The organism is Faecalibacterium sp. AF10-46 (assembly GCF_003604105.1).
Classification (GTDB): domain Bacteria; phylum Bacillota; class Clostridia; order Oscillospirales; family Ruminococcaceae; genus Faecalibacterium; species Faecalibacterium taiwanense.
In genome coordinates this window covers 555727-580883 of sequence record NZ_QVGY01000001.1, presented here as the reverse complement: position 1 = coordinate 580883, position 25157 = coordinate 555727, and the positions used below count along the sequence as shown (strand labels likewise).

Genomic DNA, 25157 nt, shown 5'->3' with positions numbered 1-25157 from the left:
CCTAAAAACTCCTTTGTATGCGCTTTTGCGCAAAATATACTTAGTCGAAATAGCCCTTTGCGGCCAGCAGCTCTGCCAGCAGAACGCCGCCGCCTGCAGCACCGCGCAGGGTGTTGTGGCTCATGCAGGCAAACTTGTAATCAAACAGGGTGTCCTCGCGCAGGCGGCCGATGCACACAGCCATGCCGTTCTCGGTGTTGCGGTCCAGCTTGGGCTGCGGACGATCCGGCTCGGTGAAGTAATGCAGGAACTGTTTGGGTGCGCTGGGCAGGTCAAGCTCCTGCGCGGGGCCGCGGAAGTTTGCCCATGCCTCCAAAATCTGCTCCTTGGTGGGCTTCTTCTCAAAGCTTGCAAACACGGCAGCGGTGTGGCCGTCGGAGACAGGCACGCGGAAGCACTGTGCGGTGATCACCGGCTTTTCGGCGTTCACGATATGGTCGCCCTCAATGTGGCCCCACAGCTTGAGCGGCTCGCGCTCGCTCTTTTCTTCCTCGCCGCCGATGTAGGGGATCACGTTGTCCACGATCTCGGGCATACGGTCAAAGGTCTTACCTGCACCGGAAATGGCCTGATAGGTGCACACCAGAGTCTTGCTGACACCAAAATCCTTCATCAACGGGTGCAGGGCGGGAACATAGCTCTGCAGGCTGCAGTTGGACTTGACGGCAATAAAGCCGCGCTTGGTGCCCAGACGCTTGCGCTGTGCGGGGATGATCTCGATGTGGTCGGCGTTGATCTCGGGCACCACCATGGGCACATCCGGGGTAAAGCGGTTTGCACTGTTGTTGGACACCACCGGGCACTCAGCCTTTGCATAGGCCTCTTCCAGAGCCTTGATCTCATCCTTGGGCATGTTGACTGCACAGAAGATAAAATCCACCTGAGAAGCAACCTCTTCCACCTTGGATGCATCCAAAACTACCATCTTCTTAACACTTTCCGGCATGGGGGAGGTCATGGCCCAACGGGGACCGACAGCTTCCTCATAGGTCTTGCCGGCGCTGCGGCCGGATGCAGCCAGAACGGTCAGCTTGAACCAGGGGTGATTTTCCAGCAGCGTCACAAAACGCTGACCGACCATACCAGTCGCACCTACGATACCCACTTTATACTGTTTTTCCATTTCCAGCACCTTTCCTTTCGTGAAAGCGAACTCAATAAATATTTCTATTACATAGATTCACGGCTTGCAAACCGGACAGCGATGCAATATAATAGATACTGTTTATACAGATTTTATGATATCATTGATACGGTGTCCGTGTCAATCATCGGAAAGGCAAATTGCACGCTATGTTAAAAAAAGATTTTTGGTATGATTTACCCAAAGAGCTCATTGCACAGGAGCCTGCTGACCCCAGAGACTCTGCACGGCTGATGGTGCTGAGCCAGAAAGACGACAGCATCCAGCACAAGATCTTCCACGATCTGCCGGAATTTTTAGAGCCGGGCGACCTGCTGGTGGTAAACAATTCCAAGGTTCTGCCCGCCCGCATTGTGGGTGTCAAGCAGCCCACAGGCGCTGTGTGTGAGCTGCTTTTGCTGCGTCAGGTCAAGGGCGACCAGTGGGAGTGCCTTGCAAAGCCTGGCAAGCGGATGCAGCCCGGCACGAAGGTGAGCTTTGGTGACGGCAGTCTGACCGCCGTGGTGGACGAGACCATGGAGGACGGCAACAAGTACGTTACATTCTATTACGATACTGAGACCCTTTATGAAAAGCTGGATGAATTTGGCAAAATGCCTTTGCCGCCCTATATCACCAAGCAGCTGGAGGATCAGAGCCAGTACCAGACCGTCTATGCCAAGGAGCTTGGCAGCGCCGCAGCGCCCACGGCTGGCCTGCACTTCACCCCGGAACTGATGGATACCATCCGCGCCAAAGGCGTGAACATTGCCGAAGTGACTCTGCATGTGGGTCTGGGCACCTTCCGCCCTGTACAGGAGGACGAGATCACGGATCACAAAATGCACAGCGAATGGTACTGCATCGACGAAAAAACGGCGCAGGTGATCCGCGATACCAAGGCTGCCGGTCACCGTGTGATCGCAGTGGGCACTACCAGCTGCCGCACGCTGGAAGCCGTTGCCGCAAAGTACGGCGAGATCCGCGCCTGCAGCGGCAACACTTCTATCTTCCTGTATCCAGGCGTGAAGTTCAACTGCATCGACGGCCTGATCACCAACTTCCACCTGCCGGAAAGCACCCTAATCATGCTGGTGTCGGCCCTGTATGGCTACGAAAAGACCATGGCAGCCTATAAGGTGGCTGTGGAGGAACGTTATAGATTCTTCTCTTTTGGCGATGCGATGCTGATTCTTTGATTATTTTTCCCGCTATTCTGTTGTTGATGAGCCTGATCCCGGGCTTTTTCATGAAGATCGCACGGCTGTTTTCCGTGCACAGAAAGGAACAAAAACTATGCCTTCTTTGACGACCTATAAGCTGCTCAAGCAGGAACACGATGCCCGGCGGGGCGAGTTCAAGACCGTGCACGGCACGGTGCAGACGCCCGCTTTTCAGAACGTGGCTACCGCCGGTGCTATCAAGGGCGGGTTGTCTGCGCAGGACCTGAAAGACATTGGCGCACAGGTCATGCTGTGCAACACCTACCACCTGCATCTGCGCCCTGGCGACAAGCTGGTAGCCGATATGGGCGGTCTGCACAAATTTACCCGCTGGAACGGCCCCATTCTGACCGACAGCGGTGGATTTCAGGTATTCAGTCTGGCAAAGCTGCGCAAGATCACCGAAGAGGGCGTGACCTTTGCCTCCCATCTGGACGGCCACCGCATCTTTATGGGACCGGAAGAGAGCATGCAGATCCAGGCAAACCTTGGCTCTACCATCGCCATGGCCTTTGACGAGTGCGTAGAGAACCCCGCACAGCACGATTACTCCAAGGCCAGCTGTGAACGCACGACCCGCTGGTTGAAACGCTGTAAGATTGAAATGGCCCGCCTGAAGCACGAGGGCATTTCCGTGAATCCCGATCAGCTGCTGTTTGGCATCAATCAGGGCTGCACCTTTGCTGATCTGCGTGTGGAGCACATGAAGCAGATTGCAGACCTCGATCTGGACGGTTACGCCATCGGCGGTCTGGCTGTGGGCGAGCCCACCGAGGTGATGTATGAAATGATCAGTCAGGTGGAGCCCCACATGCCCAAGGATAAGATCCGCTACCTGATGGGCGTTGGCACCCCCGGCAATATCATTGAGGCAGTTTCCCGCGGCGTGGATCTGTTTGACTGCGTGATGCCCAGCCGTAATGCACGCCACGGCCACTTGAACACCTGGGGCGGTATCATCAACATCAAGAATGCAAAGTATGAGCGCGATGAACGCCCTATTGATCCTGCCTGTGGCTGTCCGGTCTGCCGCAGCTATTCCCGTGCCTATATCCGCCACCTGTTCAAAGCGGAGGAGATTTTGGGAATGCGCCTTGCCGTCATGCACAACCTGTGGTTCTATAACCATCTGATGGAGCGCATCCGGGATGAGCTGGATGCAGGCACCTTCACGGCTTTCCACGATAAATATGTAAAGCTTCTGGATACCCGAATTTGAGAATAAGCCTTGCAACAGGTCGTTTAAAAAGGTATAATAAGCTTATCTGAATTTTGAGAGGAGATTTTGCCCCATGCAATTTCTGACTACCACTTCCGAAGGCTATATCAGCCTGTTCTTCACACTGGCTCTGATGCTGGTTCTGCTGTACTTCATGATCTATCGTCCCCAGAAGAAGCAGGAGAAGAAGGATGCCGCAATGCGCAGCAGCCTAGAGATCGGCGATCAGGTCACCACCATTGGCGGTGTCATTGGCCGTGTTGTTGCAATCAAGGACGATACCTTTGTTCTGGAGACCGGTGCTGACCGTGTGAAGATCCGCTTCACCAAGACTGCAATTTCCGCTGTTGAAAAGCTGAACATGGACAAGGCTGACAAGAAGTAAGCTTTTTCTTCAAACAATTAAGAGCATATCAAACGCGTCTTCCTGCATAGATTACTGGCAGGGAGGCGCGTTTTTATGTCTGAGAAAAAACTTTTCCCGGCGGAACTCCGGGTTCTTCTGCTGGCGGGGGCAGTCGGCGTTATGGTCACAGCGGGCTGGCTGGCCGCAATGGCAGCGCTGATGACAGCGCAGGGTTATTCTGGTGCCGCCGCACCGCCGCTGGCAACAGCAGCCGTTGGTGCAGGGAGCCTTTGCAGCGGTTGGATCGCTGCATTTTGCAAAAAGGAACGCGGCCTGCTGTGCGGGCTTGTACAGGGTCTGTTTTATGCGGCATTGCTCGTGGTGCTCAGCGTTCCTTCCGGTACGCTTACGGAAGAGCCGCCGCTGCTGCGGTTTGCTGTGGTGATCCTGTGCGGCAGTATTGGCGGATTGCTGGGCATGGTGACCCGGGAGAAAAAGCGCCGCAGCTGAACAAATAAAACAAGGAGGTTCGATCATGTGGGTCTATCAGCAAACCGGAATGCCAGCGCACTTGCCAGAAGCTGTGCTTCTGCCGCAGCCGCAGAAAACACTGCCGCCAGAACGCTCTGCACCGGAAGTGCCTTCACCGCTGCAGAGACATAACACGGAAACTCGGCAGAAAACCTGCTGGCTGCTCGTCTGTGCCTTTCTGATCGGCTCTGGCTCAGCTGGCGTGCTTCTGGCTTTCTGCGAAAAGCAGCAGCCGGACTGGCTGCAATATTACCTGCAAAGCTGGCGCGGCCTGTTTGCCGCTGCAGATGCACATACTGCGGCCAGCCTTTTCGGAATGGAATATCTTACGCTGGCTGCGGCCGCGACCCTTCTGTTCCTGATGGGCTTTTCCGCACTTGGGCCGGTTTTGATCTTTTTGTTTACGATGTTCTATGGGCTGGGAAACGGGACGCTGTTTGTGCAGCTGCTTTCCGACACGGCACTGAAAAAAGAAACGTGGCTTCTGCTGCTTGCATTTCTGCCTGCGGCAGCTGCTTCTGCAGGGCTGTGCACGCTCGGCACAGATTCTCTGCGGGTGAGCAGCCAGATCCGCGTCTGTTCCTTTTTTGCAGCAGGGCCTGACCGGGAGGTCGTCCGGCCACATGGATTCATCCGGCAGTATCTGCTGACGCTGACGTTATTTGTGCCGCTGTGCGGCATTTCTGCAGCGCTTGCAAGCATTGGAAGCAGGCTTTGAACAAGGGCTTTTCTTGCGGGTTTGCTTGTTATATGCTACAATAGAGAATAATAGAACCAAGACAATGTAACAGGAGCTTTTTTGATGAAGGAACCAAAACTGAAAACTGTATATGTGTGTTCCAACTGCGGCGAGACAAGCCCCCGCTGGATGGGCCGCTGCCCAAGCTGTGGCAGCTGGAACACGATGAACGAGGACGTTGTAGCGGAAGCCCCCAAAGCAGGTACTGCCGCAGCCAAACAGGCGGCAGCCGCCCGCCCGGAAGGGGTGACCACCCTGACCGCAAAACGCCTTTCTGAGATCAGCATGACCGAAGAAAAAAGCCGTATTCTGACCGGCATTTCGGAGCTGGACCGTGTACTTGGCGGCGGCATTGTGCTGGGCGGCGTTGTGCTTTTGAGCGGTGAGCCGGGTGTGGGCAAATCTACTATGCTTCTGCAGCTGTGCGGTGCCATTTCCAACCAGCACAGCGTTTTGTATATCACTGGCGAGGAATCGGTGCGGCAGGTCAAGCTGCGCGCTGCCCGGCTGAAAGTGCCGCAGGATAACATCTTTCTGGCAGCGGAGAATGATGTGGACGAGATTTGCGGCCTGATCGAAAAAGAAAAGCCGGATCTCGTGGTCATCGACTCCATCCAGACGATGCGCTGCATGGATATCTCGTCCTCGGCCGGTACGGTAAGTCAGGTCAAGGAAAGTGCGGCCCGCCTGCTGGCCGTGGCCAAAAAGCAGGAGATTCCCATGTTCATTGTGGGCCATGTGAACAAGGACGGTGCCATTGCAGGCCCAAAAGTCATGGAGCATATCGTGGATACGGTGCTTTACTTTGAGGGCGATAAAATGCTGCCGTACCGCATCCTGCGTGCGGCCAAGAACCGTTATGGCTCCACCAATGAGCTGGGCATGTTTGATATGACGGGGCAGGGCCTTGCTGAGATCGAAAACCCTTCACAGATGCTGCTGGAAGGCCGTCCTCTTGGCGTTTCCGGCAACTGTGTGGCCTGTACCATGGAGGGCAGCCGTCCTATTCTGAGCGAAATTCAGGCCCTTGCAACCAAAACCAATTTTCCAGCACCGCGCCGTGCCTGCAGCGGCTATGACTACAACCGCATGAATCTGCTGATCGCTGTGCTGGAAAAGCGTGCAGGGTATTTCTTTGGAAACCTGGATGTATATATCAACATCGTGGGCGGCATTGCGCTGCGTGATACTGCCTGTGATCTTTCTGTCTGCTTGAGTATGGTCTCCTCGCTGCTGGACAGGCCCGTCAGCGATAAGCTGATCGCCATTGGCGAGGTCGGCCTTGGCGGTGAAGTGCGCAGCGTACCCAATCTGGAACAGCGCCTGCATGAGGCAGAGCGTATCGGCTTTGAACGTGCGGTGATCCCGAAGCACAGCCTGAATCATCTGAACCCGGCAGATTATCCTGGAATGCAGCTGATTGGCGCGGCTTATATCACCGATGCGATCAATGCCCTGAAATCTGACCGCTTATAAGAGGAAAAACAATGTCGATCTATCTGGACGAGAAAAATCCCGGCAAGCACAAGCCCTTCGATGATGCTGCGCCGGACATTGTAGAATACGTCCGCTATCTGGAAGTGATCGCGGGCAAAAGCGCAAACACGGCGTTCAGCTACTACTGTGATCTGCGCGGATTCAGCCGTTTTATGAAGCGCCGCCGTGGGCTTGTGCCCGAAGACAGTGAGATGAAGGATATCGACCCCAAAGGGCTGGACACCGCATTCTGGGCCTCCGTAACAAAGGAGGATATCTACGAATATCTGTACTTTTTAAACCGCGAGTGCGGCAACAAAAAGTCCTCAACGGCCCGGCGGCTGGCAAGCCTGCACGGCTTTTATGATTACCTGGTCAATCAGGTCAACCGGCTGGATGCAGATCCGACTGCGGCCATCCACCCACCCAAACAGGATAAGGTACTGCCCAAATATCTGACGGCGGAGCAGTCCATGGAGTTATTGGAAAGCACGCAGACCCAAAGCGATTTTCCGGAGCGGGATTATTGCATGGTGACGCTGTTTTTGAACTGTGGAATGCGTCTGGCAGAGCTTGTCGGCATGAATCTGGACGACATTGATTTGGAAAACCGCCAGATACGCCTGTTTGGCAAGGGCCACAAGGAGCGCATGGTTTATCTGAATGATGCCTGCATGGAAGCATTGCGGCTGTATCTGGGCAAACGCAATACGATGGAGGGGCTTCTGCCGCAGGAAAAGGCGGTCTTTATTACCCGACGGCGCAAAGAGCGTATCTCGAACCGCAGGGTAGAACAGCTAGTGACCGGTGCAATGAAAGCAGCCGGATTAAAAGGCTTTTCCACACATAAGCTGCGCCACACTGCCGCAACTCTGATGTATCAGACCGGCAATGTGGACATCCTTACACTCAAGCAGCTTTTGGGCCACAGCAATGTGTCTACCACGCAAATTTATACGCACCTACAGGAATTTCAGGTGCGCGCGGCTATTGAAGAAAACCCGCTGGGCAAGGTCAAAAAGCCCAAAGCAGCTTCTCGCATCTTGGATACAACAGAAAAGGAAACAGGGGAGACAGCAGAGGATTCAGCTCTGGATGAGGAACTTTCGTCTGCGCCCATGAAAGCCTTTGAGGGTGCGGCTCAGGATGGCATCGGACTGGATGCTTCCGTGCTTGCAATGAAGCCTGATGCGAACGCTGAAAACGGAAATTCCTGAACCACATAAGAATACCCATAAAATGGAACGATACCGTCTGTGACGCGTCCAAAGTGCGGACATGTCATCGGCGGTATTTTTATAGATATATTTATATAAATAATGGAATAATAAGCTGTGATCTGGCCAGCGATTTGAAATCGTACGAGCAAATGGTCGTTCACAAAAAAATAAAAAGATCAGAATGACCACAGAACTTATAGCAACATAAAAAGAGAATCTGTAAAAATAAAATGCAAGCGCGCATGGCAACGGCAGACTGTGCAGCTTTGTAATTTGTAAGTCCATAAAAAGATTGTAGCACCAAAATACTAATGAGACACAAAAATATAAAAAACGCAAAAGTTGAATCATACGGTATTACAGATGGCTGCAGATCCGCAGGTCGCGGAAAAAGGCCAGATTCAGGAAAATAGAGATTTTTCGCTTCCCCGCATTTCGCATAACGTGCATTATACGAAAATTACGCAATCAAAAAATAAGACCGCCCTTCTCTTCTGGCTATGAGTTCAGCGGTCTTAAAATACTGATGGCTGTATGGTGTTGGGTTCAGAATGTTATCGCTTCTTCTCCCTTGGTGATGCTATGCTGATACTTTTTAATTTAAAGTGAACCCGGCAAGCTGCTCGGCCTGCGGCTGTGTGCCAAAGTATGCACAGATCGCTTCGTAATAAACGCGGGCTGTTTTTTTACAACCTTCTTCGCTGCCGAACTGTGCAACATCTGCTTCATTCGTTACAAAGCATTGCTCTGCCAGCACTGCCGGACAATTTACATCTTCCAGCAACGTAAAGCTTCGCTCTGCACGCACCTCGGTGTGGGTGCTTTCCACCAGTTGCTTCTGATCGTTTTCCAGATAATAAATGTATCGGACTCCCCCGCGCCCACGCAGAGATGCTCCTGCAGCCTGCATTCCTTTGGCAAGCAGCTGCGCAAAGTAAAAGCTTTCCTGATGCCAAGTCCGGCCCGGCACTGCCGGATAGCACTCAAAGCCGGATGCAGTGGAGCCATTTGCAGCTGAGTTGCCGTGGATGGAAAGCAGCAGCTGCGGTGCCTGTTCGTCCGCTCTGGCGGCACGCTGGGCGGGTGTAGTGGTTTCATCAAAGCTGTCACGGGTCTGCAGCGGAATAAAATTAGAGTCCTGCTGCAGCAGCCGGATCAGTTCCGAGGCGGTTGCTGCGGTCATATCTTTTTCTTCGATCACTCCCCTTGCACCCGGGTCTGCTCCACCGTGCCCAGCATCGATCACCACGCGGTAAGGCGGATCACCGACCTGCGGACGGAATTCTTCACCGGCGATGCTTTCCGCTGGCTGAACTGTCTGCAGAGTCAGCGCTGCATGCCAGAGTGAGCTGCCAAACCAGATGCCCACTGCGCAAAAAAGCAGAATGACCGTATTTTTGAGCACATGAGAAGTCTGTTTTCGTCTTTTTGAGTGCGCGGCTTTGGAATATCGTTTTGCCATTTTGGCTTACATCCTTATACTAGTATTCTTTATAGAATACGATCCTGCTCTGCAAATTCCTTCAATGTGAGAAAAAGCTACCCGAAAAATCCTTCGGATAGCTTTTTCTTTATTTCAGCTCTACCACGGTCACGCCGCTTTCACCCTCGCCATAACGGCCCAGGCGGAAGCTTTTGACCATGCGGTTGCCGCGCAGATGCTTGTGGATAGCTGTGCGCAGCGCACCGGTGCCATTGCCGTGGATCAGATAAACCACTGTCTGTCCGTTCAGGATGGCACGGTCGATAAAGGAATCCACCTCCGGCAGCGCTTCGTCCACCGTCAGGCCCAGCAGATTGCATTCCATCTTGGCGGAACGCTGTACCCTCTCTACCCTGCCGTTCGGGCGGTTGGCATCGCCGGTCAGGCGGGAATAACGCTGCTGTGCTTTAGTCTGCGGTTTCTTTTCCTTGACCAGCTTTTCCGGCTGTTTCAAGCCCTTGAGCGGAACTTTGGTCTTGATGATGCCTGCACGCACCAGAACATCGCCGTTTTTATCCGGCAGGGCTAATACGGTGGCCAGCTGGTTCAGCTCTGCAATGCAGACCTCCTGCCCTACCTTGACCTCTTTCAGCGGCACAAATTCCTTGACGGGGTTATGCACAGCCTCGGAGCCGATAAACAGCTTTTCCGATTCTTTTTTGGCGATCTCGCGGGCGCGCTGAGCTTTCTGCTGGGTGCTCATGCGCTCGTCCTTCTGCAGCTGACGCAGTTCATCAGTCAGGGCGTAAGCCTGACTTTCCACCTGCTGTGCCAGTGCACGAGCCTTGGCACGGGCAGCTTCCAGTTCATTTTCGCCCTGACGGATCAGCTCATCACGCTTTTTCTGCGCGGCTTCCAGCTGGTGGGAAGCTTCATTTTTCAGCTCTTCCACCTCGTTCTGGCTTTCCTTCAGCTGCAGCTTCAGATCATCCAGCTGTCCCAGAACGGCATCCAGACGCTTATCCTCTGCGGAAAGATGCTGCTGTGCCGCTTCGATCACGCGCTCCGGGATGCCCAACTTTTCGCTGATGAGGAACGCATTGGATTTGCCCGGCACGCCGACGCTCAGCTTATAGGTCGGGCGCAGCGTTTCCAGATCAAACTCACAGCTGGCATTGACAACGCCCTTGGTTTCCAGAGCAAACACCTTCAGCTCAGCGTAGTGAGTGGTGGCCATCAGCAGCACGCCGCGGCGGCGCAGCTCTTCAATGATGGCCACAGCCAGCGCAGCACCTTCGGCGGGGTCGGTACCGGCACCAAGCTCGTCCAGCAGCACCAGTGTGTGCGGCATGGCAAGCTCCAGAATGCCGGTGATCTTTTTCATATGGCCGGAGAAGGTGGAAAGGCTCTGCTCAATGCTCTGTTCATCGCCGATATCCACCAGAAATTCGTCAAATACGCAGATCTCACTGCGCTCGTCAGCCGGAATCAGGAAGCCGCACTGCGCCATGGCGCACAGCAGGCCCGCTGTTTTCAAGGTGACGGTTTTGCCACCGGTGTTCGGTCCGGTGATGATCAGCGAATCGTAATCCCTGCCCAGAGCAATATCCACAGGCACGCACTTTTTAGGATCGATCAGCGGGTGGCGCGCACGGATCAGCGAGAAGGAATCGTCGGTGCGGACAGCAGGCTTGAATGCCTTGAGATCCAAAGCCAGCCGTGCCTTTGCCAGCAGAACATCGATCTCCAGCATAGCCTTGTAGCTGTACTGGAACTGCGGCTCAATGGCAGCCACCTGTGCGGTAAAGGCCACCAGAATGCGCTCGATCTCCTGCGCTTCCTGCGCACGGTACTGCAAAATGCGGGCATTGGCTTCCACAACGGCCTGCGGCTCCACAAAGACGGTGGCTCCGGTAGACGAAACATCATGAATAATGCCGCTCACCTCACCGCGGTATTCGCTCTTGACCGGCACAACATACCGGCCATTGCGCATGGAAACCACGCTTTCCTGTAGATACTTGGAGGTATCCATATTGCGGACCATGCTCTCCAGACGGTCACGGATGCTGTTCTCCGTTGCGCGGATCTTTTTGCGCAGATCGTTCAAGGTATGAGAAGCCGTGTCTGCCATGGCATCCGGTGCCAGAATGGCGCTGGAGATCTGCTGTTCCAGGCCCGGCTGCGGTGCCAGCGCATAGAACAGATCGTCTGTAGGCAGAGCGTCGTGCTCCGAAGCGCCATACCAGCTTGAAAGATTCTGAAAATTGCGCAGTGCACCAGCCACCATCAACAGCTCGCCCATTGAAAGTACGCCACCTTTTACGGCGCGGGCCGCCAGCTGACTGACATTCTCCACGCCGCCAAAGCGCGGGGAGCCGTTTTTGATCAGCAGAGTGTTGATGGCATCGGTCTGTTCCAGCGCATAGCGCACCTCGTCCGGGTCGCACTGCGGCTGAGTGGCAAGCAGCATTTCGCGCGCTTCCTTGCACACGCAGCCCTCTGCGGCACGGGCGATGATCTTATCCAGTTCCAGAGTTTTTAAGTAACTTGTTTCCATAGGTTTCCTTTATGCTCAGGGCAGCAGGGTCTTTAAAAAGTCATAGCTTTTCAAAGGCTTGTCCAGGTGGGTCAGTGCATAGCGCTCTGCCACTGCGGAAAGCTTTTCCAGACTGCCCACAGAAATTTTGAATGCAAATATTTTTTTGTCGTCCACAAGGCAGATGTGCCGCAGCGCATACAGTGCGCCCTGATCAAGGTTGCAGGTCTTTCCTGCTTTTGCGGCGCAGTCTGCACAGAGCAGGTGGCCTTCCTGCACATCCAGATAGAACGCAGCACCGTCATAGGCGCTGCAATCGCGGCAGCACACGATCTGCGGCATAAAGCCGCACTCGCTCATGGTGCGCAGTTCAAACACGGCCTTGATCACCCGCAGGTCCGTTTTGCTCTCGCTGATCATATAGAAACAGTTGAGCAGCAGTCGAAGCTCCCGCTGTGCCTCCTGCCCGGTGGGCGAAAGGGTCATTGCCATTTCAGCCATATACATGGCAAGGCTCATGCCCTCAATGCTGGACGAGATGCCGTGAAAGACATTTTTCACTTCCGCTTCCCGCACAGTGTACATGTTGCGGCCCGGCACCAGTGTGAACTCGGAATAGCAGAACAGCCCGCACGCGCTGAACAGCTTGCTCTTTAGCCGCAGGCTGCTCTGCGCTGCTGCCGAGATCACGCCCAGTTCCGGTGTCAGGATCGTCAGAATGCGGTCCGATTCCTTATAGCGGGTCTCCTTCAGCACCAGACCCGTGGTTACAAAGGCTTCCATTTTCTTGGTCCTCTGCCGGGGTTTCTTCCGGCCGCTGTTGTTTATAATCGAGATAACGAAGAATGTTTCCCGTGCAGGCAAACGCCTGCCAGCTTGCTTGTGCATCCATTTGCAGCACCTCTTCCCTGTTACGGATAGTGTCAAGTTTATTTTAACCGTTCATCCAAGGGAATTCTGTCCTGCTTTGGCAAGTTTCAACGGTTATTGGTGTTCTGCTTGAAGCCAAAGTTGTTCAGCAGGAACTCGTTATCGCGCCAATCGGATTTTACCTTTACCCAGCACTGCAGATTGACGCGGCAACCCAAAAACTCTTCGCAGTCTGCACGGGCAGCACTGGCAATTTTTTTCAGCATTGCACCGCCTTTTCCAATGACCATGCCCTTGTGGCTTTCGCGCTCGCAGTAGATATTTACATCAATATCGATCAGGTCGGTGCCCGGGCGCTCTTTGAAGCGCTCCACCACGACAGCAATGCCATGGGGGATCTCGTCGCGCATGAACAGCAGGGCCTTTTCACGGATGACCTCCGCCACAAGCTCCTTTTCCGGCATATCCGTGTAGGCATCATCATCAAAATAATGCGGGCCTTCCACAGCATAGCGGCTCAAAGCATCGAACAACACTTCGCAGCCGTCGTTATCACGGACGCTGATGGTGTAGATATCGTCGAATACACCCAATGCCTTCAGCTCTTCTTTGCGGGCTTCCAGATCAGCAGGCTCCTTGACAAGGTCGGTCTTGTTGATGACTGCAATTGCCGGGCCGCCGCTGCTGCGCAGCATATCCACCAGCACCATTTCCGATTCATTCAGTGCGCCGTAAGGCTCAAACAGCATCATGGAAACATCCACATCTGCAATGGAATCGCTGGCAGTCTTATCCATCCGTTTACCCAGTTTGTTGCGTGCCTTGTGCACACCGGGTGTATCCAGCAGCACATACTGCAGCGGCCCGCGGGTGATCACGCCGGTAATGCGGGTGCGGGTGGTCTGCGGCTTGGAAGTGACGATGGCTACCTTTTCGCCAACCAGAAGGTTGGTCAGACTGGATTTGCCTACATTGGGACGGCCAATGACAGCCACAAAAACGGAAGAAGTATCATAATGCCCCTGAATGGGTGTAGCGTTACTCAAAATCTAGCTCCTGTCTGTATTGTGCGGCAACCGCACGGTGAATCAATTACTCGGTATAGCTTACGGTGCGCGGCAGGCCCAGCTGCAGCAGAACAGCTTCCTCTTTCTCACGCATCCGCATGGCTTCCAAACCGCCATTTTCGTGGTCGTAGCCCAGCAGGTGCAGCATGGAGTGCACCGTCAGGAACGCCACCTCACGCTGCAGCGGATGGCCGTAGAGATTTGCCTGCTCCTGTGCACGCTCCATACTGATGACGATGTCACCCAGCATTTTGCAGCCGTTGTTCTCGTCAACATCATATTTGCCGTCCACCCCCAGAGGGAAGCTCAGCACATCGGTGGGCATGGGCTTGTTGCGGTACTGGTTGTTCAGCTCAGCAATGGCGGCGTTATCCACAAAGGTCACGCTGATCTCTGCAGGAGCTTCAAAATGCTCATATTCCAGCACGGCATTACAGGCACGGCGGATGAGAATGCGCAGACCGGAAGGAACCTTGACGGCCTTCTGTGAATTGGTGATTAAAACTTTATTGGACATAAATCAGTCCACTCCTTTCTGTTTTTGATGGCTTTATATGAATTCTGGTGATTTTATTTTTCAGGGTGTGCAGCCTTTTCGTAAGCCTTGATAATTTCCTGCACTAGACGGTGGCGCACAACATCCTTCTCAGTAAAATAGCACTGTGCAATCCCATTTACATTTTTAAGCACGTGCAGTGCATCCACAAGACCGCTGCGGGTGCGTTCCGGCAGATCGATCTGGGTCACATCACCGGTAACCACCACCTTGGAGCCGACACCCATACGTGTGAGGAACATTTTCATCTGCTCCGGTGTGGTGTTCTGTGCCTCGTCCAGAATGATAAAGGAATCATCCAGCGTGCGTCCGCGCATATAGGCAAGCGGTGCAACCTCAATGATCTGCTTTTCCACAAGGCGCTCGTAAGTTTCGGCACCCAGCATATCAAACAGGCCGTCATACAGCGGGCGCAGATAAGGGTCTACCTTCTGCTGCAGATCACCAGGCAGAAAGCCCAGCTTTTCACCCGCTTCCACTGCCGGGCGGGTGAGCACGATACGGGAAACATCCTTGGCTTTAAAAGCCTTTACCGCCATGGCAACGGCCAGATAGGTCTTGCCGGTACCCGCCGGGCCAACGCCAAAGGTAATGGCATTGGTGCGGATGGCATTGAGATATTCCTTCTGGCCCAGTGTTTTGGGCCGGATCGGCCGTCCCTTGACCGTTACGGTAACAAAATCTTCGGTCAGTTCCTTGACCCGCTTTTCTGCTCCATCGTGCGCCAGACTGATGCAGTAGCGCACGGTCTGGTCTTCCAGCGGTGTATGATTCTCGATCAGAAGCAGCATTCCCTCCACAGCGCGGCTGGCCGCGGCAACATTGGCCGGTTCGCCTGAAAGCCGCAGCTGCGTGCCCCGGCAGACCGCCGTAACAGAAAACTCGTTCTCCAGCAGACGGATGTTCCGGTCGCAGTTGCCAAAAACAGCTGCGGCGACCTCTACACTATCCAGTTCAATATTCTTTTCTGCCATGTGCTCCTCCTGAAAGGATATATTTTAATGCTTCTATTGTACCACCAAAATCTCGAGAAGAAAACTGTGAAAAGTGCACAAAATATTTTCATCCGTTCCATCGGTTTTTCCATACGGCAAGGCAGCTGCCCATGCAAAGCGGCAGCAAAAAGGAAAATGCAGGAACAGGAACGCATCCTGTACGAATGATCTTGTCAAGTCCTTTTGTGCCACAACCACAGAGAAAAACAAAACATATCTTTGGACAAAAAGGCAATAGCAAACTTCTCCCCTGCGTGCTACAATAGCAAACGTTGTGCGGCTTGCATCCGGCCAGCCGCTCCGGAATGCTGAAATCAAAGGAGAAGGAACCATGGAACAACTTTTTCTGATGCCCGGTGAAGAACGCTGCGAACGCTTCAAGGATGGCAACGGTATTCCGAGAGTTCACTACTCCTATCGCTCGATGCACGGTGCATTCTTCGACTGCGAGAGCCGCAGTTTGGAGGAAGCCCAGCGCCTGTGTGAGGACTGGCTGGTAGGTCAGGACCGCTGCTACCGCAACTGAAATGAAAAATAGAAACCTCCGCTTCCCTGTCGGTACTGCCGCCGGGAAGCGGAGGTTTTTGCTTTTTACAGGTTTATTTCCACAGTTGAGCGCAGACAAGTTCCAGCACACTGCCCGCGATGCAGCGGGCCTTATCCGAAATGAGAAAACAGTTGGAAAGTTCCTCTTTGCGGGGGTCTATATCGGCCACCTTAAAACCGGGCGTTACCGGATAGCTGCTACGCAGAAGCCCGCGCAGAATGCCCGTGATCTGCGTGGTCACAGAGATCATGGCACCATCTGCCGTGCGGATCTGCGCAATGGTCTCACCCGCTTCCACGATATCTCCAATTTTGCGGAGATTCATAAATATACCGGCCGTGCCGGCATGGATCACGCGCTCTTTGCCATAGCCGCCAATGATTCCGGGAATGCCGGTATCGGGGATGGCACTGCCTTCCCGAATGATGCGTCCCAGCCGGTGGCCGCGTTTGGTCTCCACCACCACATCTACATCCTGCCCGGCCGTGAAACCGGGGCCGAGTGCAATGGTCAGGGGTGCCATATCCCGCGTTGTGCCAAGATTCTTTTTGGCAAGGATCGCATCCACAAGGACATCCGGCTTTGCCGGCGCAATGCTTTTGCCTTGCGGGTCTACCAGAACAGGAACGGCATTCTGTTTCCAGATTTCTTCTGCCTGTGCCAGAGTTTCGATTCGTACCGCACGCAGACCTTCAACGGCGGTCTCACCTTCATAAACGGCTTCGCACAGAGAAACCTGCCGCCGGATCGCCGCCGGATGCTCCGCTTCCAGCACCAGCACACGCAGGCCTGCGCTCCACAGCCGGTGAATGGTGCCGGTAGCAAGGTCGCCGCCGCCGCGCACAAGGATCAGTGCATCCTTCTTCATTTGATCTCCTCTCCGGGCTGGAGTCGAGTCAATACGATCTCCATAGACCCACCGCAGGCAGCAATTGCTGCATCATCATTTTTGCCGTCTGCCGAAAAATGCAGCCGTTGATACGCCGGAGCAGCTCCCGTCAGCATTTCCTGTGCAGCCAGAATGGTGCGGTGCTCCATAATACCGCCGCCCACACTGCCCACAATAGAGCCGTCTGTGCGAACCAGCATTTTTGCGCCGATTTCCCGCGGCGTAGAGCCGTGCCGCGCCGCAATCACAGCAAGCACCGCCTGCTGCCCGGCGGCATCTATCTGAGCCATGGCTTCCAGAAGGGCAGATGAAAAGCCCTCCGTCTGCGGACGCGCATTCTTGATCGATACGATCTGTGCCAGAATGGAAAGTGCGATCTCCTCTGCCGTCTGTGAGCCGATGGAAAGCCCGATGGGGGCGTACAACGCCTCCACTCTTTCGGCATCGATACCGGCTTCCAGAAGTTGACGGCGCACCAGTGCGGCACGCCCGCGGCTGCCCATCATGCCAACATAGGCTGCAGGCTTTTTTAATATCACCTTCAGGCAGTCCACATCAAATGCATGTGCCCGGGTGACGACCACAAAATAAGTCTCTGCGCCGTCAGGTACCTGCGCAAGCGCTTTTTCAAACGGCAGGCAGAGCACTTTATCGGCTCCGGCCAGCCGCAGCTGCTGTGCATATTCCTCGCGGTCATCCATTGCAAGGACCGTCAGGCCCAGCAGCTTTGCAAGCTGCACAACGGCTGCAGCCACATGTCCACCGCCGCAGACTACCAGCTGCGGCACCGCGCCAAAGCGCTCCGCAAAGATGTCTGTGCCCGCAACAGAGTGGATACCAGCTGCTGTGCAGCCCTGCAGTTCTGTCAGGTGCTGCAGCAGTACGGTGCTGTCTCCCCTCTGCCACACAGGCCTGCCCTCCAGCAAAAGCAGCTGGCTCCCAGCGGCATCGCCCTCTAACTGGGTCTCCATCGTCCAGCCGCCCGCAGAACGGGCTTTTTGCAGCATTGTATAAAGCGGCATTTTACCCATGCGTCATTCTCCTGTTTTATCTTTATTACTGTTCTACTGCTGCGGCCTGATCGTAACGTGCCGGGTCCAGCCGGTTCTGCCACTGCTCAAATTCTTCCGGCAGCATCCGCCAGGCAAGGCCGCAGCCTGCGGAGATCTCGCGCGGCAGTGGGATGAGCCTGCCCGGAACCTTCTCCGCAAGGCACTGCTTTTCCCATTCCATGGCATCCAGCGTTGTGCGGAACGAAAGAACAATATAAGTTTTTTTGATGCGCATATCAGATCTCCTGTGCAAGCTCCTGAACAGCGGCTGCGGTCTGAAGCACTTCGGCTTCCGTATTGAAATGCGAAAAGCTGAACCGTACCACGCCCTGCTCCACCGTGCCCAGCGCTTTATGCATCAGCGGTGCACAGTGCGCACCGGCACGCACACAGATGCTGTAGTCCTCCCACAGGATATCTGCAACGCGGGCTGAATCTTCATCTCCGATGTTGAGCGAGATAATGGGAGCATGCAGCGGCATTTCCGGGTCGCCGTAGATCTTCACGTTCGGCAGATCTCGAATGTTTTTATAAAAGAGCGCCGCCAGTGCAGTTTCTTTTGCACACAGCGTTTCCACGCCATGAGCCAGAATCCATTCCACACCGGCACACAGGCCCGCCAGACCCGGAACATTGAGCGTCCCGGCTTCCAGAGCGGTGGGCATCTGTGCGGGATGCTGTTCATCAAAGCTGTGTACGCCGCTGCCGCCCACTACCAATGGCCGGATGGAAAGCCCCGGGCGCACATACAAGCCGCCTGTTCCCTGCGGGCCAAGCAGCGCCTTATGCCCGGTGAAGCATAGCACATCAATGCCCAGTGCCTGTACGTCAATGGGCTGTGAACCCGCCGTCTGGGCCGCATCCACGATCAGCAGCAGGCTGTGCCGGTGTGCAAAAACCGCTGCTTTTGCAAGATTCGTTCCGTTGCCGGTCACATTGGAAGCACCTGTTACGACCAGTGCTTTTGTATTGGGCTGAACCAGCTTATCCCAGTCATCATATTGCAGCCGTCCGCGCTCATCCACGCCCGCAAAACTGAACTGCAAGCCCTGTTCCCGCAGTCGGTAGAGCGGCCGCAGAACAGAGTTATGCTCACATACCGTTGTGATGATATGATCGCCCGGCGCAAAAAGACCACCCAATGCAATGTTCAAAGCCTCCGTTGCATTTGCCGCAAAGGCAATGCAGGACGGGTCTGGTGCGTGGAGGAGCTTTGCCATTGCGCACCGCGCAGCATAAACAAGACGGCTTGCGTGCAGCGTGGGCTCATGGGCGCCCCGTCCCGGATTGCCTGCCGTGCGCATTGCGTCCAGCACAGCCTGCTCCACCTGCGGCGGCTTGCGCAGGGTCGTGGCAGCGTTATCCAGATAGATCACGGTTTCACCACGTTGCCTGCCTGCGTCAGCTTTTCCACGATGGTGTACATGTTGGTCACACTGCCAACAGCAAGCTTTTCGGTCAGGCCATAGAAATTCAGGCAGGTGCCGCAGGTCATGATCTCCACGCCCTGTGCTTCCAGTGCCTTCAGGTCATCCAGCATGGGCGAACCCTCACAGGTCAGGGACGCGCCGCCGTTATAGAACAGCACTGTTTTGGGCAGCTGATCCTGCTGGGTAAGTGCGAACACAAAGGCCTTGAGCAGGGACTTGCCAAGGTCATCTGCGCCAATGCCCATTTTATCAGAGCTGATGGCAACCACCGTGTCTGTGCGGGTGTCCAGTGCACAGGCCGGTGCTTCTTCAGTGGGTGTTTCGGACGCTTCGCCGACTGTGAAGAGCACGCGGTATTCCCGCTCGGCCAGCTTTTCGGCGCTGTACCGATAACCTTTCTGCTGGGCCATTTTGGTAAGGTTCTGCACGGCGATCTCATTATCCACCAGCACTTCCACCTCACCGGCACCCTGCAGTTCAGAGATTGCTTTTTTGGCTTTTACAACGGGCAGCGGGCATGCGTCGCCACGGGCATCAACTTTCAGCATCATAATTGTAGGCCTCCATCAGTATTTTACAGTGATTTCCTGTTCGGTTTTGGGTATGATCTCACCCACGATCTTTGCGGGTAGGCCAGCGGCCTGCAGCTCTGCTTCCAGCGCATTTGCTTCTTCTGGCAAAACGGCCAGCAGCAGTCCGCCGGAAGTCTGTGGGTCAAACAGCACCTCTTCCATTGCAAACGGCACATTTTCAAAAGTGACATATGGCCCGGTATGGTTGCGGTTGCGCTGTCCGGCAGCGGTATACAAAAAATCATCTGCCGCTTTTTCGGCTCCCGGTAGAACCGGCACCATCCGTGCATCAATGATACAGGAAAGCTTTCCGCCCATCATCTCGTGCAGATGGCCCAGAAAACTGAAACCGGTCACATCGGTTGCCGCGTGGACCGTATACTTTCGGCTGATCTCGGCAGCGTTTTTGTTCAGCGTTGTCATGGACGCAATGGCACCGGCCATATCTTTCGGTGCCGCTTCGCCCACACGGTTTGCCGTGCAGATCAGGCCCACGCCCAGAGCTTTTGTTAAAATCAGCTTGTCACCGGGCTTGCCGGAATCATTCATATACATTTTTTTCGGGTCCACAAGGCCAGTCACCGAAAGTCCGTATTTCACACCTGTATCGGCAATGGAATGCCCGCCTGCAAGGCTTCCGCCCGCTTCGGCCACCTTCTCGGCTCCGCCGCGCAGAATTTCGCCCAGAATGTTCAGATCCATGCTCTCGGGGAAGCAGACAAGGTTCAGTGCAGTCTTCACCTCGCCGCCCATGGCATAGACATCACTCAGGGCGTTGGCCGCTGCGATCTGGCCGAAGGTATAGGGGTCATCCACCATCGGCGGGAAAAAATCCACTGTCTGCACCAGTGCTATATCATCGGTAATGCGGTATACAGCCGCATCATCCCGGCTGTCGTACCCGACCAGAAGGCTCGGGTCTCTTGCATCGCGCGGCAGCTTTTCCAGAATACGGCTCAGCGCTCCGGCCCCCAGCTTTGCGGTACATCCGCCGCCGGTGCAGAACACGATCTTGCCTTCTTTGCTCATGCACGTTCTCCTTTCTCGAAATGAGACGTAACGCAGGAAATACGATAAATATTTTTCAGAATATCAGCTATCTGCCGGGCCAGAGCAGCCTGCTCTTTTGTATCGGCCTGATTGAGTACAGCATAAAAGCTGCGATCCCCTACAGCCTTCCTTCCACCGGCTTCACTTGCAAGCAGCTTTGCCAGAAGTTCCGGTGTCAACTGCGCATCCTGCGGAACACAAAGCAGCTCTGCGGCAAGCTCCGCCCGGAAACAGACCTCCCGGAGCGGATGCCTCAACGCAGAAAGCCCTGCTACGGCCAGAACCGTATCGCACTGCGGTAAAAGCACCGGCTCGTGCGCAGCGGGTGCCTTGCAGGGCATCCGTTTTGCGCCGTCCGCTTCAATGAGCACGATATCTGCAAGGGTCATCCAGCGCTCCAGCTGTGCCTGCGGCGGGGCCGTCAATTTGCCGCCGTGTGCAGCGGTTCCGGCCACGGCATAACTGCCGCACTTCCACAGGCGGAAAAGCTCTGCATCCGTCTGTGCCCAGACCCCGCCGGGCGGCTGCATAATATGGGTGGTGGTAGCGGCCAATACCCGCCAGCCCTTGCGGGCGCAGTGCGCAGCCAGATTGTACATCAGTGTGGTCTTTCCGCCGCCGCCCACCAGAGAAATAACATGTCCCTTCTCCGCAAGAAACGGAAAAATTTTTTCGTCGATCATTTCTGCTTTTCTGCAACTGCCATGGCGATTTTTTCCGGTGTGATGGGCAGCTCATAGAACCGGGTGCCGATAGCGTTATAGATGGCATCGGAAATGGCAGGCAGCGGTGTATTGATGACCACCTCGCCGATGGACTTTGCGCCAAAGGGTCCGTTGGGTTCATAGCTGCTCTCGAATTCAACCTTGATCTTGCCCACATCGGTGCGGGCCGGAATTTTGTACTGGAACAGAGAGTTCTCTTCCGGGTAGCCATTTTTATCGTAGGTGATGTTTTCGGTCAGAGTCATGCCGATGCCCTGCAGCAGACCGCCCTCAGCCTGCACACGGGTCAGGTTCGGGTTGATGGGCGTGCCGCAGTCCACACAGGCATCAAACTCCAGCAGCTTTACCTCGCCGGTCTCAGTATCCACTTCCACCTCAGCAGCACCAACCATGAACGGCGGCGGCGACAAAGGCGAAGTATGCGTTTCGGTGGCTTCCAGCGGAACCATATGGCCGAACTGCGAAGCATACGCAATCTCGCTCAGAGACTTTTTCTGTGTGGGATCTTTGCTCTTGAAAACATCTTTTCCATCAAATTCCACCTCGTCCTCGGTGCATTCCAGCAGCTCTGCGCCCAGCTTGCAGATCTGGCCGCGCAGCTTCATGGCACACTTTTCGGTGGCCTTGCCGGTAACGTAAGTGGTACTGGACGCATAGGAGCCGGAGTCATAGGGCGAGGTATCCGTATCAGCTCCGAAGACCGTGATATTGTCCAGCGGGCAGTCCAGCACTTCGGCGGCGATCTGCGCCAGTGTAGTGTCACAGCCGGTGCCCATGTCGGCCGCACCGATCATCAGGGTGTAGAAGCCGTCATCATTCAGTTTCAGGGTGGCACTGCCCACATCCATGCCGGAAATGCCGGAACCCTGCATCGCCATGCCCATACCGACAGCGCGCACCTTGCTGTTGCCCATATCACGGGCAGGGTATTTGTGCTCCCAGTCGATCATATCCCGCACCTTGACAAGGCAGCGGTCCAGCGCGCAGCTGGTGTTGACAGCCCCATAGTAGGCGGGCATCACATCGCCCTCCTGTACGGTGTTTTTCAGCCGAAGCTCAAAGGGGTCCATATTCAGCTTATGAGCCAGTTCATTGACAGCAGATTCTACGGCAAACAGTCCCTGCGTTGCGCCGTAACCGCGGTAAGCACCGGCAGACATGTGGTTCGTATACACCACATCACTGATAAAGCGGAAGGCTTCTGCCTTGCCGTACAGCGGGATGGACTTGTGACCGGAAAGGCCCACGGTCGTAGGGCCATGCTCACCGTAAGCACCGGTATTGGAAAGGGTGTACAGATCAATGCCCTTCACAACGCCGTCCTTCGTGGCACCCAGCCGCACATGGATCTCCATTTCGTGACGCGGCGAGGATGCGATCTGGCTTTCCACACGACTGAAAATGATCTTGGCGGGCTTTTTGGTCTTCCAAGTCACAAAAGCCGGATACACCTCACTGACCGCCGTCTGCTTGGCACCAAATCCGCCGCCGATGCGGGGCTTTGCCACGCGCACCATGGATTTGGGAATATGCAGTGCGTTCGCAATATTGCGCCGTGCATGGAACACGATCTGCGTGGAGCTGAGCACATTCAGCCGCCCATAGGTATCAATGGAGCAGTAGGTGCGGAAGGTCTCCATCATGGCCTGCTGGCAGGCTTTGGTGTGGTAAATGTGGTCAATGACTACATCGCTGGCTGCAAGCACCGCGTCGATATCACCGGCTCCGCATTCATCATGGGCGCAGAGATTGCGTTTGTTGTCAGCTCCCACCGGGCACAGACTGGCCCAGTTGTCCTCCGGATGCACCAGAATGGGGTTGTCCTTGGCAGTGTGATAGTCCAGCACTGCTTCCAAAACCTCATATTCCACCTTGATGAGCTTGAGAGCCTTATCCACGCACTTTTCGTCCTTACCGGCCACAATGGCCACCACATCACCCACAAAGCGCACATGGCGGTCAATGAGCAGGCGGTCACGCGGACTGGCTTCCGGATAGGTCTGGCCAGCCTGCGTGTAGCGCGGCGCATCCTGCGGCACATCCTCCCATGTAAAGATCGCCTCGATGCCGGGCACCTTTTTTGCTACAGCCGTATTGATCGTTTTGACGATGGCATTCGCGTGCGGAGAGCGCAGCAGCTTTACGATCAGGCAGTCCTGCGGGATCACATCGTCCATATAGACGGGCTGGCCGGTGACCAGCTGCATGGCATCCTTTTTACGGAAAGGCTTGTTGATGGTACTCATTCTGCGGCCTCCTTCTGCTTTTTCCATGCCAGAAAGTTCATGATGCCGCGCAGCTGGCCCTCATAGCCAGAGCAGCGGCAGAGGTTGCCGGAGAGATATTCTTTCACTTCTTCCTCACTGGGGTACGGATTCTCGCGGAAGAGGGCCAGCGCATTCATGATAAAGCCCGGGTTGCAGAAGCCACACTGCTCTGCGCCCTGATCCGCGATAAAGCCGCCGAACTCCGCCGCTTCTTCCTGCAGGCCTTCCAGTGTGGTAATGCTGTGACCGCTGGCACGCGCTGCCAGTACCGAGCAGGACAGCACCGGTTTCTCGTCCAGAAACACCGTGCACAGACCGCAGTTGGAGGTCTCACAGCCGCGCTTGACGCTCTTGCAGCCGTGGGCACGTACAAAATCGATCAGCAGCATATCTGCAGCCACATCCTCTGTGACCTTGATGCCGTTCAATGTAAGAGTGATCTGCATTTAATTTTCCTCCTGTGCCGTGCGTGCTTCCAGTTCCAGAACAGCACGCTTTGTCAGAACGCCTGCCAGATGGCGGCGGTACTCGGCATTGCCGCGCATATTGGAGCCAGTGACAATTTTTTGCTTTACTTCATCGGCAAAGTTCTGCGCCAGTTCCTGCGCAGAAACACCCGCCTTTGCCGGCAGCTCAAACAGCACAGCCTTGAGCGGCCGCGCACCGATCGCAATGCGATAGCTGCCGTTTTCCAGACGGGCGGCCGCGCAGGTAAGCACCGGGATATCAGTCTGGCTGTTGCGCACGGACTGATAGAAAAATTCTGCTTTTTCCTTTTTAACGATCAGCCGCACAAGGATGTCCCGGTCATAAGGGCGCTCAGCATACTCCTGCAGGGATATGATCCCACCCTTGTACAACTCTACCGAACAGTCCATGGCCATAAACAGCGTGAGCACATCAGAAAAGCCGAACCGGCTGTAGATGCTGCCGCCCACAGTTGCCAGATTGCGCAGCTGCACGCCCACGATATGCCGCAGCGCTTCCTTTACTGCGCCATGGGTATACGCAGCAAGACCGGCGTGCTCTTCCAGCTGGCGCAGTGTAACCATGGCACCAATGGAAAAGCTGCCCTCGGTCTCCTCTATGGTGTCCAGTCCCAGACCGGACAGGTCGATGGCTGTACCGACATTGATATTCTCCATTTTGAGCCAGATCATGCCGCCCAGCACACGGTTGGCCTTTTTCTGGTTCAGCTGCCACGCTTCTTCCAGACTTTCGGCCTGCTTATATTCTCGGATCGTCATCATAGATGCAGGTTCCTCTCTCTCTTTTTCTCTGTTCTTTTATTTTAACAC

Annotated in this window: 25 protein-coding genes; 8 read left to right on the top strand and 17 right to left on the bottom strand. The window is 55.0% G+C overall.

Going from position 1 to position 25157, the window contains the following annotated elements; translation table 11 throughout:
• Positions 1–40: 40 nt before the first annotated feature.
• Positions 41–1123, bottom strand: coding sequence for an aspartate-semialdehyde dehydrogenase (gene asd / locus DWV57_RS02825; protein WP_120019866.1), 1083 nt, complete (start codon positions 1121–1123; stop codon positions 41–43).
• Between the two features lie 170 nt (positions 1124–1293).
• Between asd and queA the strand changes: the two genes are divergently transcribed.
• The 7 genes from queA to DWV57_RS02790 all read left to right on the top strand — a co-directional run bounded on the left by queA (position 1294) and on the right by DWV57_RS02790 (position 7874).
• Entirely contained in the window at positions 1294–2322 is a 1029-nt protein-coding gene (queA, locus tag DWV57_RS02820) for a tRNA preQ1(34) S-adenosylmethionine ribosyltransferase-isomerase QueA (protein ID WP_097777791.1), read from the top strand.
• A 97-nt stretch (positions 2323–2419) separates the two neighbouring features.
• Positions 2420–3565 carry a tRNA guanosine(34) transglycosylase Tgt gene (tgt, locus tag DWV57_RS02815; protein ID WP_005942084.1) on the top strand — a complete coding sequence of 382 codons (1146 nt, stop codon included), beginning with the start codon at positions 2420–2422 and terminating at the stop codon, positions 3563–3565.
• A 73-nt stretch (positions 3566–3638) separates the two neighbouring features.
• Positions 3639–3950, top strand: coding sequence for a preprotein translocase subunit YajC (gene yajC / locus DWV57_RS02810; RefSeq protein WP_005942086.1), 312 nt, complete (start codon positions 3639–3641; stop codon positions 3948–3950).
• A gap of 75 nt (positions 3951–4025) precedes the next feature.
• The gene (locus DWV57_RS02805; RefSeq protein ID WP_120019865.1) at positions 4026–4421 is read left to right on the top strand and encodes a TIGR04086 family membrane protein; all 396 of its coding nucleotides are present in this window, start codon (positions 4026–4028) and stop codon (positions 4419–4421) included.
• 25 nt (positions 4422–4446) lie between these two features.
• A complete protein-coding gene (locus tag DWV57_RS02800) occupies positions 4447–5160 on the top strand; it encodes a hypothetical protein (RefSeq protein ID WP_120019864.1) in 714 nt (237 codons plus the stop codon).
• Between the two features lie 84 nt (positions 5161–5244).
• The gene (gene radA, locus DWV57_RS02795) at positions 5245–6657 is read left to right on the top strand and encodes a DNA repair protein RadA (protein ID WP_118527071.1); all 1413 of its coding nucleotides are present in this window, start codon (positions 5245–5247) and stop codon (positions 6655–6657) included.
• A gap of 11 nt (positions 6658–6668) precedes the next feature.
• On the top strand, positions 6669–7874 hold the full coding sequence (locus DWV57_RS02790; protein ID WP_120019863.1) for a tyrosine-type recombinase/integrase: 1206 nt from the start codon (positions 6669–6671) through the stop codon (positions 7872–7874).
• Between the two features lie 598 nt (positions 7875–8472).
• Here DWV57_RS02790 and DWV57_RS02785 read toward each other — a convergent pair.
• From DWV57_RS02785 to DWV57_RS02760, 6 genes are all read right to left on the bottom strand, one after another.
• On the bottom strand, positions 8473–9339 hold the full coding sequence (locus tag DWV57_RS02785; protein ID WP_243111399.1) for an N-acetylmuramoyl-L-alanine amidase: 867 nt from the start codon (positions 9337–9339) through the stop codon (positions 8473–8475).
• A gap of 109 nt (positions 9340–9448) precedes the next feature.
• The gene (locus DWV57_RS02780) at positions 9449–11860 is read right to left on the bottom strand and encodes an endonuclease MutS2 (protein ID WP_005942094.1); all 2412 of its coding nucleotides are present in this window, start codon (positions 11858–11860) and stop codon (positions 9449–9451) included.
• A gap of 15 nt (positions 11861–11875) precedes the next feature.
• On the bottom strand, positions 11876–12622 hold the full coding sequence (recO, locus tag DWV57_RS02775) for a DNA repair protein RecO (protein WP_118527063.1): 747 nt from the start codon (positions 12620–12622) through the stop codon (positions 11876–11878).
• 194 nt (positions 12623–12816) lie between these two features.
• Positions 12817–13755, bottom strand: a complete 939-nt coding sequence (gene era / locus DWV57_RS02770) for a GTPase Era (protein WP_154255692.1) — start codon at positions 13753–13755, stop codon at positions 12817–12819.
• Between the two features lie 46 nt (positions 13756–13801).
• Positions 13802–14293 carry an rRNA maturation RNase YbeY gene (gene ybeY / locus DWV57_RS02765; RefSeq protein WP_097775507.1) on the bottom strand — a complete coding sequence of 164 codons (492 nt, stop codon included), beginning with the start codon at positions 14291–14293 and terminating at the stop codon, positions 13802–13804.
• 53 nt (positions 14294–14346) lie between these two features.
• Complete coding sequence (locus tag DWV57_RS02760; RefSeq protein WP_005942102.1) at positions 14347–15306, bottom strand: PhoH family protein; 960 nt, start codon at positions 15304–15306, stop codon at positions 14347–14349.
• A gap of 352 nt (positions 15307–15658) precedes the next feature.
• On the opposite strand from DWV57_RS02760, the gene DWV57_RS02755 reads away from it, so the two are divergent.
• Positions 15659–15853, top strand: coding sequence for a DUF3873 family protein (locus tag DWV57_RS02755; protein ID WP_005942104.1), 195 nt, complete (start codon positions 15659–15661; stop codon positions 15851–15853).
• A gap of 73 nt (positions 15854–15926) precedes the next feature.
• Here the strand turns inward: DWV57_RS02755 and yqeB are convergent, their stop codons facing one another.
• Genes yqeB through DWV57_RS02705 form a run of 10 tightly spaced genes read right to left on the bottom strand, consistent with a single transcriptional unit; the run spans position 15927 to position 25109 of the window.
• Positions 15927–16742 carry a selenium-dependent molybdenum cofactor biosynthesis protein YqeB gene (yqeB, locus tag DWV57_RS02750; protein ID WP_120019861.1) on the bottom strand — a complete coding sequence of 272 codons (816 nt, stop codon included), beginning with the start codon at positions 16740–16742 and terminating at the stop codon, positions 15927–15929.
• Complete coding sequence (locus tag DWV57_RS02745) at positions 16739–17794, bottom strand: XdhC/CoxI family protein (protein ID WP_120019860.1); 1056 nt, start codon at positions 17792–17794, stop codon at positions 16739–16741. The genes yqeB and DWV57_RS02745 overlap by 4 nt, the downstream gene beginning before the upstream one ends.
• A gap of 25 nt (positions 17795–17819) precedes the next feature.
• Positions 17820–18050, bottom strand: a complete 231-nt coding sequence (locus DWV57_RS02740; RefSeq protein ID WP_097775510.1) for a DUF3343 domain-containing protein — start codon at positions 18048–18050, stop codon at positions 17820–17822.
• A 1-nt stretch (position 18051) separates the two neighbouring features.
• Positions 18052–19191: an aminotransferase class V-fold PLP-dependent enzyme gene (locus DWV57_RS02735; RefSeq protein WP_120019859.1), complete on the bottom strand. Its 1140-nt coding sequence runs from the start codon at positions 19189–19191 to the stop codon at positions 18052–18054.
• Positions 19188–19796: a sulfurtransferase-like selenium metabolism protein YedF gene (yedF, locus tag DWV57_RS02730; protein ID WP_347562363.1), complete on the bottom strand. Its 609-nt coding sequence runs from the start codon at positions 19794–19796 to the stop codon at positions 19188–19190. Before yedF ends, DWV57_RS02735 begins: the two co-directional genes overlap by 4 nt.
• Before the next feature lie 15 nt (positions 19797–19811).
• The gene (selD, locus tag DWV57_RS02725) at positions 19812–20846 is read right to left on the bottom strand and encodes a selenide, water dikinase SelD (RefSeq protein WP_118527055.1); all 1035 of its coding nucleotides are present in this window, start codon (positions 20844–20846) and stop codon (positions 19812–19814) included.
• Positions 20843–21550, bottom strand: coding sequence for a selenium cofactor biosynthesis protein YqeC (gene yqeC, locus DWV57_RS02720; RefSeq protein ID WP_118527053.1), 708 nt, complete (start codon positions 21548–21550; stop codon positions 20843–20845). Before yqeC ends, selD begins: the two co-directional genes overlap by 4 nt.
• Positions 21547–23838 (bottom strand): molybdopterin cofactor-binding domain-containing protein, encoded by a 2292-nt coding sequence (locus tag DWV57_RS02715; RefSeq protein ID WP_120019858.1) that lies wholly within the window; start codon positions 23836–23838, stop codon positions 21547–21549. The genes yqeC and DWV57_RS02715 overlap by 4 nt, the downstream gene beginning before the upstream one ends.
• The gene (locus DWV57_RS02710) at positions 23835–24305 is read right to left on the bottom strand and encodes a (2Fe-2S)-binding protein (RefSeq protein WP_005942122.1); all 471 of its coding nucleotides are present in this window, start codon (positions 24303–24305) and stop codon (positions 23835–23837) included. Before DWV57_RS02710 ends, DWV57_RS02715 begins: the two co-directional genes overlap by 4 nt.
• Positions 24306–25109 (bottom strand): FAD binding domain-containing protein, encoded by an 804-nt coding sequence (locus DWV57_RS02705; protein WP_120019857.1) that lies wholly within the window; start codon positions 25107–25109, stop codon positions 24306–24308.
• Positions 25110–25157 lie beyond the last annotated feature (48 nt).

Bases quoted from the DNA above. Each gene is read 5' to 3' on its own strand.
- asd (WP_120019866.1), bottom strand. From the start codon at position 1,123: ATGGAAAAACAGTATAAAGTGGGTATCGTAGGTGCGACTGGTATGGTC.
- queA (WP_097777791.1), top strand. From the start codon at position 1,294: ATGTTAAAAAAAGATTTTTGGTATGATTTACCCAAAGAGCTCATTGCA.
- tgt (WP_005942084.1), top strand. From the start codon at position 2,420: ATGCCTTCTTTGACGACCTATAAGCTGCTCAAGCAGGAACACGATGCC.
- yajC (WP_005942086.1), top strand. From the start codon at position 3,639: ATGCAATTTCTGACTACCACTTCCGAAGGCTATATCAGCCTGTTCTTC.
- DWV57_RS02805 (WP_120019865.1), top strand. From the start codon at position 4,026: ATGTCTGAGAAAAAACTTTTCCCGGCGGAACTCCGGGTTCTTCTGCTG.
- DWV57_RS02800 (WP_120019864.1), top strand. From the start codon at position 4,447: ATGTGGGTCTATCAGCAAACCGGAATGCCAGCGCACTTGCCAGAAGCT.
- radA (WP_118527071.1), top strand. From the start codon at position 5,245: ATGAAGGAACCAAAACTGAAAACTGTATATGTGTGTTCCAACTGCGGC.
- DWV57_RS02790 (WP_120019863.1), top strand. From the start codon at position 6,669: ATGTCGATCTATCTGGACGAGAAAAATCCCGGCAAGCACAAGCCCTTC.
- DWV57_RS02785 (WP_243111399.1), bottom strand. From the start codon at position 9,339: ATGGCAAAACGATATTCCAAAGCCGCGCACTCAAAAAGACGAAAACAG.
- DWV57_RS02780 (WP_005942094.1), bottom strand. From the start codon at position 11,860: ATGGAAACAAGTTACTTAAAAACTCTGGAACTGGATAAGATCATCGCC.
- recO (WP_118527063.1), bottom strand. From the start codon at position 12,622: ATGGAAGCCTTTGTAACCACGGGTCTGGTGCTGAAGGAGACCCGCTAT.
- ybeY (WP_097775507.1), bottom strand. From the start codon at position 14,293: ATGTCCAATAAAGTTTTAATCACCAATTCACAGAAGGCCGTCAAGGTT.
- DWV57_RS02760 (WP_005942102.1), bottom strand. From the start codon at position 15,306: ATGGCAGAAAAGAATATTGAACTGGATAGTGTAGAGGTCGCCGCAGCT.
- DWV57_RS02755 (WP_005942104.1), top strand. From the start codon at position 15,659: ATGGAACAACTTTTTCTGATGCCCGGTGAAGAACGCTGCGAACGCTTC.
- yqeB (WP_120019861.1), bottom strand. From the start codon at position 16,742: ATGAAGAAGGATGCACTGATCCTTGTGCGCGGCGGCGGCGACCTTGCT.
- DWV57_RS02745 (WP_120019860.1), bottom strand. From the start codon at position 17,794: ATGGGTAAAATGCCGCTTTATACAATGCTGCAAAAAGCCCGTTCTGCG.
- DWV57_RS02740 (WP_097775510.1), bottom strand. From the start codon at position 18,050: ATGCGCATCAAAAAAACTTATATTGTTCTTTCGTTCCGCACAACGCTG.
- yedF (WP_347562363.1), bottom strand. From the start codon at position 19,796: ATGATGCTGAAAGTTGATGCCCGTGGCGACGCATGCCCGCTGCCCGTT.
- selD (WP_118527055.1), bottom strand. From the start codon at position 20,846: ATGAGCAAAGAAGGCAAGATCGTGTTCTGCACCGGCGGCGGATGTACC.
- yqeC (WP_118527053.1), bottom strand. From the start codon at position 21,550: ATGATCGACGAAAAAATTTTTCCGTTTCTTGCGGAGAAGGGACATGTT.
- DWV57_RS02715 (WP_120019858.1), bottom strand. From the start codon at position 23,838: ATGAGTACCATCAACAAGCCTTTCCGTAAAAAGGATGCCATGCAGCTG.
- DWV57_RS02710 (WP_005942122.1), bottom strand. From the start codon at position 24,305: ATGCAGATCACTCTTACATTGAACGGCATCAAGGTCACAGAGGATGTG.
- DWV57_RS02705 (WP_120019857.1), bottom strand. From the start codon at position 25,109: ATGATGACGATCCGAGAATATAAGCAGGCCGAAAGTCTGGAAGAAGCG.